Annotated in this window: 14 protein-coding genes and 1 pseudogene; all 15 read right to left on the bottom strand. The window is 50.9% G+C overall.

The window, feature by feature from the left end:
- Positions 1–84: 84 nt before the first annotated feature.
- Positions 85–1,074, bottom strand: a complete 990-nt coding sequence (locus VGM55_RS01540; protein ID WP_002919219.1) for a DNA-directed RNA polymerase subunit alpha — start codon at positions 1,072–1,074, stop codon at positions 85–87.
- A gap of 25 nt (positions 1,075–1,099) precedes the next feature.
- A complete protein-coding gene (gene rpsD, locus VGM55_RS01535; protein ID WP_008457194.1) occupies positions 1,100–1,720 on the bottom strand; it encodes a 30S ribosomal protein S4 in 621 nt (206 codons plus the stop codon).
- A gap of 34 nt (positions 1,721–1,754) precedes the next feature.
- Positions 1,755–2,144, bottom strand: a complete 390-nt coding sequence (rpsK, locus tag VGM55_RS01530; RefSeq protein ID WP_008457192.1) for a 30S ribosomal protein S11 — start codon at positions 2,142–2,144, stop codon at positions 1,755–1,757.
- Positions 2,145–2,160: 16 nt separating this feature from the next.
- A complete protein-coding gene (rpsM, locus tag VGM55_RS01525; protein WP_008457189.1) occupies positions 2,161–2,517 on the bottom strand; it encodes a 30S ribosomal protein S13 in 357 nt (118 codons plus the stop codon).
- Positions 2,518–2,663: 146 nt separating this feature from the next.
- Positions 2,664–2,780 carry a 50S ribosomal protein L36 gene (gene rpmJ, locus VGM55_RS01520; protein WP_008457187.1) on the bottom strand — a complete coding sequence of 39 codons (117 nt, stop codon included), beginning with the start codon at positions 2,778–2,780 and terminating at the stop codon, positions 2,664–2,666.
- A 30-nt stretch (positions 2,781–2,810) separates the two neighbouring features.
- On the bottom strand, positions 2,811–4,142 hold the full coding sequence (gene secY / locus VGM55_RS01515) for a preprotein translocase subunit SecY (protein WP_034499015.1): 1,332 nt from the start codon (positions 4,140–4,142) through the stop codon (positions 2,811–2,813).
- 7 nt (positions 4,143–4,149) lie between these two features.
- Complete coding sequence (gene rplO / locus VGM55_RS01510; protein ID WP_008457184.1) at positions 4,150–4,584, bottom strand: 50S ribosomal protein L15; 435 nt, start codon at positions 4,582–4,584, stop codon at positions 4,150–4,152.
- 3 nt (positions 4,585–4,587) lie between these two features.
- Positions 4,588–4,767, bottom strand: a complete 180-nt coding sequence (gene rpmD, locus VGM55_RS01505; RefSeq protein ID WP_004846568.1) for a 50S ribosomal protein L30 — start codon at positions 4,765–4,767, stop codon at positions 4,588–4,590.
- Between the two features lie 6 nt (positions 4,768–4,773).
- Positions 4,774–5,274, bottom strand: a complete 501-nt coding sequence (gene rpsE, locus VGM55_RS01500; protein ID WP_016538460.1) for a 30S ribosomal protein S5 — start codon at positions 5,272–5,274, stop codon at positions 4,774–4,776.
- A gap of 14 nt (positions 5,275–5,288) precedes the next feature.
- Entirely contained in the window at positions 5,289–5,642 is a 354-nt protein-coding gene (gene rplR / locus VGM55_RS01495) for a 50S ribosomal protein L18 (protein ID WP_008457177.1), read from the bottom strand.
- Positions 5,643–5,651: 9 nt separating this feature from the next.
- Positions 5,652–6,185, bottom strand: a complete 534-nt coding sequence (gene rplF, locus VGM55_RS01490) for a 50S ribosomal protein L6 (RefSeq protein ID WP_154189525.1) — start codon at positions 6,183–6,185, stop codon at positions 5,652–5,654.
- 13 nt (positions 6,186–6,198) lie between these two features.
- Positions 6,199–6,591 (bottom strand): 30S ribosomal protein S8, encoded by a 393-nt coding sequence (gene rpsH / locus VGM55_RS01485; protein ID WP_008457173.1) that lies wholly within the window; start codon positions 6,589–6,591, stop codon positions 6,199–6,201.
- 33 nt (positions 6,592–6,624) lie between these two features.
- On the bottom strand, positions 6,625–6,930 hold the full coding sequence (rpsN, locus tag VGM55_RS01480) for a 30S ribosomal protein S14 (protein ID WP_008457171.1): 306 nt from the start codon (positions 6,928–6,930) through the stop codon (positions 6,625–6,627).
- Between the two features lie 14 nt (positions 6,931–6,944).
- Positions 6,945–7,484 (bottom strand): 50S ribosomal protein L5, encoded by a 540-nt coding sequence (rplE, locus tag VGM55_RS01475; protein WP_126354312.1) that lies wholly within the window; start codon positions 7,482–7,484, stop codon positions 6,945–6,947.
- 14 nt (positions 7,485–7,498) lie between these two features.
- Positions 7,499–7,584: pseudogene (gene rplX / locus VGM55_RS01470) on the bottom strand (50S ribosomal protein L24); the annotation flags it as partial.

Below are 7,584 nucleotides of genomic sequence, written 5' to 3'. Positions count from 1 at the left end.
CTGCTGTTGCGGTTCAGTTGACGACCACTCTTACGATGGCGCATGACCTTATCCTTCTCAGTAAAACCTTAACCTGTGATCCGGTTACTCGTCAGCGATGCTTGCCGGTGGCCAGTTTTCCAGGCGCATGCCCAGAGACAGACCACGGGAAGCCAGCACGTCTTTAATCTCGGTAAGAGATTTTTTACCCAGGTTAGGCGTTTTAAGCAGCTCAACCTCGGTACGCTGTACCAGATCACCGATATAGTGGATAGCTTCTGCCTTGAGGCAGTTAGCAGAGCGGACAGTCAATTCCAGATCGTCAACAGGGCGCAGCAAGATCGGATCGAATTCTGGTTTCTCTTCTTTAACTTCCGGCTGACGAACATCACGTAAGTCAACGAAAGCTTCAAGTTGTTCTGCCAGGATGGTTGCCGCACGACGAATCGCCTCTTCAGGATCGATTGTGCCGTTGGTTTCCATTTCGATGACCAGCTTGTCCAGGTCGGTACGCTGTTCTACACGCGCTGCTTCAACATTGTAGGCAATACGCTCTACAGGGCTGTAACAGGCGTCGACCAGCAGACGGCCGATTGGGCGCTCATCTTCTTCCGAATGAATTCGGGCAGAAGCCGGCACATAACCGCGGCCGCGCTGAACTTTGATACGCATGCTAATAGCGGCGTTCTCATCGGTCAGGTGGCAGATCACATGCTGCGGCTTGACGATTTCGACATCACCATCATGGGTGATGTCGGCTGCGGTCACAGGGCCAATGCCAGATTTATTCAGGGTAAGAATAACTTCATCTTTACCTTGAACTCTTACCGCCAGCCCTTTCAGGTTGAGCAGGATTTCCAGGATATCTTCCTGAACGCCTTCTTTGGTGCTGTACTCGTGCAGTACACCATCAATCTCAACCTCAGTCACCGCGCAACCCGGCATCGATGAAAGCAGAATACGGCGCAGTGCGTTACCAAGAGTATGGCCAAAGCCACGCTCTAACGGCTCAAGGGTCACCTTGGCGTGCGTCGAACTCACTTGCTCGATATCTACCAGGCGTGGTTTTAGAAACTCTGTCACAGAACCCTGCATTGTGTCCTCTCTTTGGTACTAAGCTTTACTTGGAGTAAAGCTCGACGATCAGGTGTTCGTTAATGTCCGCAGACAGATCGGTACGCTCAGGCTTACGCTTGAACACACCTTCCATCTTGGCAGCATCAACTTCCAGCCAGGTTGGCTTTTCACGCTGCTCAGCCAGCTCCAGAGCGGCCTTAACGCGAGATTGCTTTTTGGCTTTCTCACGGATGCTGACTACGTCATTCGGAGTTACCTGATAAGAAGCGATGTTAACAACGCGACCATTTACCATAATTGCTTTATGGCTAACCAGCTGACGTGCTTCTGCACGAGTGGCGCCGAAGCCCATACGGTAAACTACGTTGTCCAGACGACCTTCCAGCAGAGCCAACAGGTTTTCACCGGTGTTGCCTTTCAGACGAGCTGCTTCTTTATAATAGTTACGGAACTGACGCTCCAGCACACCGTAGATACGGCGAACTTTTTGCTTTTCACGCAACTGCACACCATAGTCAGACAGACGCGGTTTACGCGCACCGTGCTGGCCAGGAGCTTGTTCAATCTTACACTTGGTATCGATCGCGCGAACGCCAGACTTAAGGAATAAGTCTGTGCCCTCACGACGGCTCAGCTTGAGCTTAGGACCCAAATATCTTGCCATTTTCTTTCTCCAACAATCCTAGAAAACGAACGCGTTATACGCGGCGTTTTTTCGGCGGACGACAACCGTTGTGAGGGATCGGAGTCACATCAGTAATATTAGTGATGCGGAAACCAGCGGCGTTCAGAGCACGAATAGTTGATTCGCGGCCTGGACCCGGACCCTTAACCATAACTTCCAGGTTCTTGATACCGTATTCTTTCACGGCTTCTGCGCAACGCTCTGCTGCAACCTGAGCTGCAAACGGAGTGGATTTGCGAGAACCACGGAAACCGGAACCACCGGCAGTTGCCCAACCCAACGCATTACCCTGACGATCGGTAATAGTAACGATGGTGTTGTTGAAAGAAGCATGGACATGAGCCACGCCGTCAGAGACTGTTTTTCTTACACGTTTACGTGCACGAATTGGTGCCTTTGCCATTATTCAATCACCCCGATTATTTCTTGATCGGTTTGCGCGGACCCTTACGGGTACGGGCGTTGGTCTTAGTACGCTGACCGCGCACTGGCAGACCACGACGATGACGCAAACCGCGATAGCAACCAAGGTCCATCAGACGCTTGATGCTCATGCTCACTTCACGGCGCAGATCACCTTCAACGACAAATTTGGCAACTTCGTCACGCAGCGTGTCAATTTGTTCTTCAGACAGCTCACTGATCTTAACATCTTCAGCGATACCCGCCGCAGCGCAGATGGCCTTGGAGCGAGTCTTGCCGACACCGTAGATCGAGGTTAACGCGATCACGGCATGTTTTTGATCAGGAATGTTAATGCCTGCTATACGGGCCACTATGCACTCCTACTATTAAGATTATGCGTCCCATGCTGAAAAGCCCGTTTTCAGGATACTCAAATGGAAACGCATAGACATACAAAAGATTGGCTGGCTAATCTAGCCAGCTCAACCCAACTTTGCAAGAAAAATATGCGAGATAATCAGCCTTGACGCTGTTTATGCTTCGGTTCTACGCTGCAAATCACGCGAATAACACCGTCACGCTTAACGATTTTGCAGTTACGACATAATTTCTTGACGGAAGCACGAACTTTCATTTTTACTCTCCGTAACTTCTCAAGCGACAATTAACGGCCGTAGCCTTTCAGGTTCGCTTTCTTCAATGCAGACTCATACTGACTGGACATCATCAGAGTTTGCACTTGAGCCATAAAGTCCATGATAACGACAACAACGATCAACAGTGAGGTCCCACCGAAGTAGAACGGCACTTTCATTGCATCGCGCATGAACTCCGGGATTAGGCAAATAAAGGTAATGTACAGCGCACCAACCAGAGTCAGGCGGGTCATTACTTTATCGATATACTTCGCCGTTTGTTCTCCCGGACGAATTCCTGGTACAAATGCACCGGACTTCTTCAGGTTATCTGCTGTTTCACGCGGGTTGAAAACCAACGCCGTATAGAAGAAACAGAAGAAGATGATTGCAGACGCATAGAGTAACACATAAAGCGGTTGCCCAGGCTGCAAATACAGCGAAATTGTTGTCAGCCAGTTCCAACCGGTACCGCCCCCGAACCATGACGCGATGGTTGCCGGGAACAGAATAATACTGGAGGCGAAGATCGCAGGGATAACCCCGGCCATGTTCACTTTCAGCGGTAAATGTGTGCTCTGCGCAGCATAGACACGACGACCCTGTTGACGTTTAGCGTAGTTGACCACAATGCGGCGCTGGCCACGCTCAACAAAAACAACGAAGAAGGTCACTGCAAATACTAATACTGCAACCAACAGCAACAGGAGGAAGTGCAGGTCGCCTTGCCTTGCTTGCTCGATGGTATGGCCAACGGCCGGCGGAAGACCCGCAACGATACCCGCGAAGATTATGATTGAGATACCGTTGCCGATACCACGCTCAGTAATCTGTTCGCCCAGCCACATCAGGAACATTGTCCCGGTAACCAGACTTACAACAGCGGTGAAATAGAATGCAAAGCCCGGGTTTAACACCAGGCCCTGCATACCAGGCATATTCGGTAAACCGGTAGCAATACCGATTGACTGGAATATTGCCAGCACCAGAGTGCCGTAACGGGTGTACTGGCTGATCTTACGACGACCAGACTCCCCTTCTTTCTTCAGCTCTGCCAGCGCGGGGTGAACCACGGTAAGCAGCTGAATGATGATCGATGCCGAAATGTACGGCATGATACCCAGCGCGAAGATAGAAGCACGGCTGAGAGCACCACCAGAGAACATGTTGAACATTTCAATGATGGTGCCTCGCTGTTGCTCAAGCAGTTTGGCAAGTACAGCGGCATCAATACCAGGGATCGGAATAAAAGAGCCAATACGAAACACAATCAGCGCACCGATAACAAACATCAGTCTGCGTTTCAGCTCGCCGAGGCCGCCTTTAGCACTTTGAAAATCTAATCCCGGTTGCTTTGCCATCTGCTACTTATTCCTCGATTTTACCGCCAGCAGCTTCGATAGCAGCACGAGCGCCTTTGGTCACACGCAGGCCGCTAACAGTTACCGGACGAGTTACCTCACCAGACAGGATCACTTTCGCGAACTCAATCTGAATACCGATAATGTTTGCTGCTTTCAACGTGTTCAGGTCAACTACGTCGCCTTCAACTTTCGCCAGATCGGACAGACGAACTTCTGCCGTGATCATTGCTTTGCGAGAGGTGAAACCGAATTTCGGCAGACGACGGTACAACGGCATCTGACCACCTTCGAAACCACGACGTACGCCACCACCAGAACGAGAGTTCTGACCTTTGTGACCACGACCGCCGGTTTTACCGAGGCCAGAACCGATACCACGACCCAGACGCTTGGAAGCGTGCTTAGACCCTTCGGCCGGAGACAGAGTATTTAAACGCATCTCTTACTCCTCAACTTTAACCATGTAGGAAACCGCGTTGACCATACCGCGTACAGCAGGAGTATCCTCGCGCTCTACGGTGTGGCCAATACGACGCAGACCCAGGCCAAGCAGCGTTGCCTTGTGTTTCGGCAGACGACCGATTGCACTGCGGGTTTGAGTGATTTTAATAGTCTTTGCCATGGTCAATTACCCCAGAATTTCTTCAACGGATTTACCACGCTTGGCAGCGACCATTTCTGGAGACTTCATATTCGCCAGGCCATCGATAGTTGCACGAACCACGTTAATCGGGTTAGTGGAACCATACGCTTTAGCCAGAACGTTATGAACACCAGCGACTTCCAGAACGGCGCGCATTGCACCACCGGCGATGATACCGGTACCCTGAGAAGCCGGCTGCATGAACACACGAGAACCTGTGTGCACACCTTTAACAGGGTGCTGCAGGGTGCCGTGGTTCAGCGCGACGTTAATCATGTTGCGACGGGCTTTTTCCATCGCTTTCTGGATCGCTGCTGGAACTTCACGCGCTTTACCGTAACCAAAACCAATACGACCGTTACCGTCACCTACCACTGTCAGAGCAGTGAAGGAGAAAATACGACCGCCTTTAACGGTTTTAGATACGCGATTTACCGCGATCAGCTTTTCCTGCAGTTCGCCAGCTTGTTTTTCGATGTGAGACATCTTACACCTCTACCTTAGAACTGAAGGCCAGCTTCACGGGCAGCATCTGCCAGTGCCTGGACACGACCATGATATTGGAAACCCGCACGGTCAAAAGCAACAACGGTGATGCCTTTTTCCAGAGCGCGCTCAGCAACAGCTTTACCTACAGCTGCAGCGGCGTCTTTGTTCCCAGTGTACTTCAGTTGCTCAGTGATAGCTTTTTCTACAGTAGATGCAGCTACCAGAACTTCAGAACCGTTTGGTGCAATAACCTGTGCGTAAATATGACGCGGGGTACGATGTACCACCAGGCGAGTTGCACCCAGCTCTTTGAGCTTGTGACGTGCGCGGGTCGCACGACGGATACGAGCAGATTTCTTATCCATAGTGTTACCTTACTTCTTCTTAGCCTCTTTGGTACGCACGACTTCGTCGGCGTAACGAACACCCTTGCCTTTATATGGCTCAGGACGACGGTAGGCGCGCAGATCAGCAGCTACCTGGCCGATCGCCTGCTTATCAGCGCCTTTCAGCACGATTTCAGTTTGAGTCGGACATTCAGCAGTGATACCTGCAGGCAGCTTATGCTCGACAGGGTGAGAGAAGCCCAGGGCCAAATTCACCACGTCGCCTTTAACGGCTGCACGATAACCTACACCAACCAGCTGCAGCTTCTTAGTGAAGCCTTCGGTAACACCGATAACCATTGCGTTCAACAGCGCACGAGTGGTACCCGCCTGGGCCCACGCGTTTGCAAAGCCTTCGCGCGGAGCGAAAGTCAGAGCATTTTCAGCGTGTTTAACTTCAACAGCATCGTTGATAGTACGAGTCAGCTCGCCGTTTTTACCTTTGATCGAAATAACCTGACCGTTGAGTTTTACCTCTACGCCTGCAGGAACAACGACCGGTGCTTTAGCAACACGAGACATTTTATTCCTCCAATTACGCTACGTAGCAGATAATTTCGCCACCAAGACCAGCCTGGCGCGCTGCACGATCAGTCATAACACCTTTAGAGGTAGAAACGACAGCAATACCCATGCCGGCCATAACTTTAGGCAGCTCATCTTTTTTCTTATAGATGCGCAGACCTGGGCGGCTGACTCGCTGAATGCTCTCTACCACAGCCTTGCCCTGGAAATACTTAAGAGTCAGTTCCAGTTCAGGCTTGATGTCGCCTTCAATTTTAAATTCTTCAATATAACCTTCTTCCTTCAGCACGTTGGCGATTGCCACTTTCAGCTTGGAGGAAGGCATGGTGACCGCAACTTTGTTCGCGGCCTGACCGTTACGGATACGGGTCAGCATATCCGCGATCGGATCTTGCATGCTCATCTGTCTCTACTCCCGTGATTCAATTGGTGACAATTACCAGCTAGCCTTTTTCAAGCCAGGCACTTCACCGCGCATGGCGGCTTCACGCAGCTTGATACGGCTCAACCCGAACTTGCCCACATAACCATGTGGACGACCAGTCTGGCGGCAGCGTTTACGCTGACGGGACGGGCTGGAATCACGCGGCAGAGTTTGCAGCTTGAGAACAGCGTTCCAACGGTCTTCGTCGGTCGCGTTCACATCAGAAATGATAGCTTTCAGTTCTGCGCGTTTAGCGAAGAATTTTTCAGCCAAAGCAACGCGCTTTACTTCGCGTGCTTTCATTGATTGCTTAGCCATGAAGTAACCCTACCTTACTTGCGGAACGGGAAGTCAAAGGCAGCCAGCAGAGCACGGCCTTCATCATCAGATTTCGCAGTAGTGGTAATGGTAATATCCAAACCACGGACGCGATCGACTTTGTCGTAATCGATTTCTGGGAAGATGATCTGCTCACGGACACCCATGCTGTAGTTACCACGGCCGTCGAAAGACTTAGCGGACAAGCCACGGAAGTCACGGATACGCGGTACAGCAATAGTGATCAGACGCTCAAGGAACTCCCACATGCGTTCGCCACGCAGAGTTACTTTACAGCCGATCGGATAGCCCTGACGGATTTTGAAGCCTGCAACAGATTTGCGTGCTTTGGTGATCAACGGCTTTTGACCGGAGATTGCTGTCAGATCTGCTGCTGCATTATCCAGCAGTTTCTTGTCAGCGATCGCTTCACCAACACCCATGTTCAGGGTGATCTTCTCGACCCGAGGGACTTGCATGACAGAATTGTAGCTAAACTCAGTCATGAGTTTTTTAACTACTTCGTCTTTGTAGTAATCATGCAGTTTCGCCATCGTACTACTCCAAATTACTTGATAGTTTCGCTGTTAGACTTGAAGAAACGGACTTTTTTGCCGTCTTCGAATCTAAAGCCTACACGGTCAGCCTTGCCGG

The sequence above is a fragment of the Cedecea sp. genome (assembly GCF_036500665.1).
Classification (GTDB): Bacteria; Pseudomonadota; Gammaproteobacteria; order Enterobacterales; family Enterobacteriaceae; genus Cedecea.
Note: the sequence above shows the minus strand (reverse complement) of the source record. Positions and strands in the feature narration are given on the sequence as shown.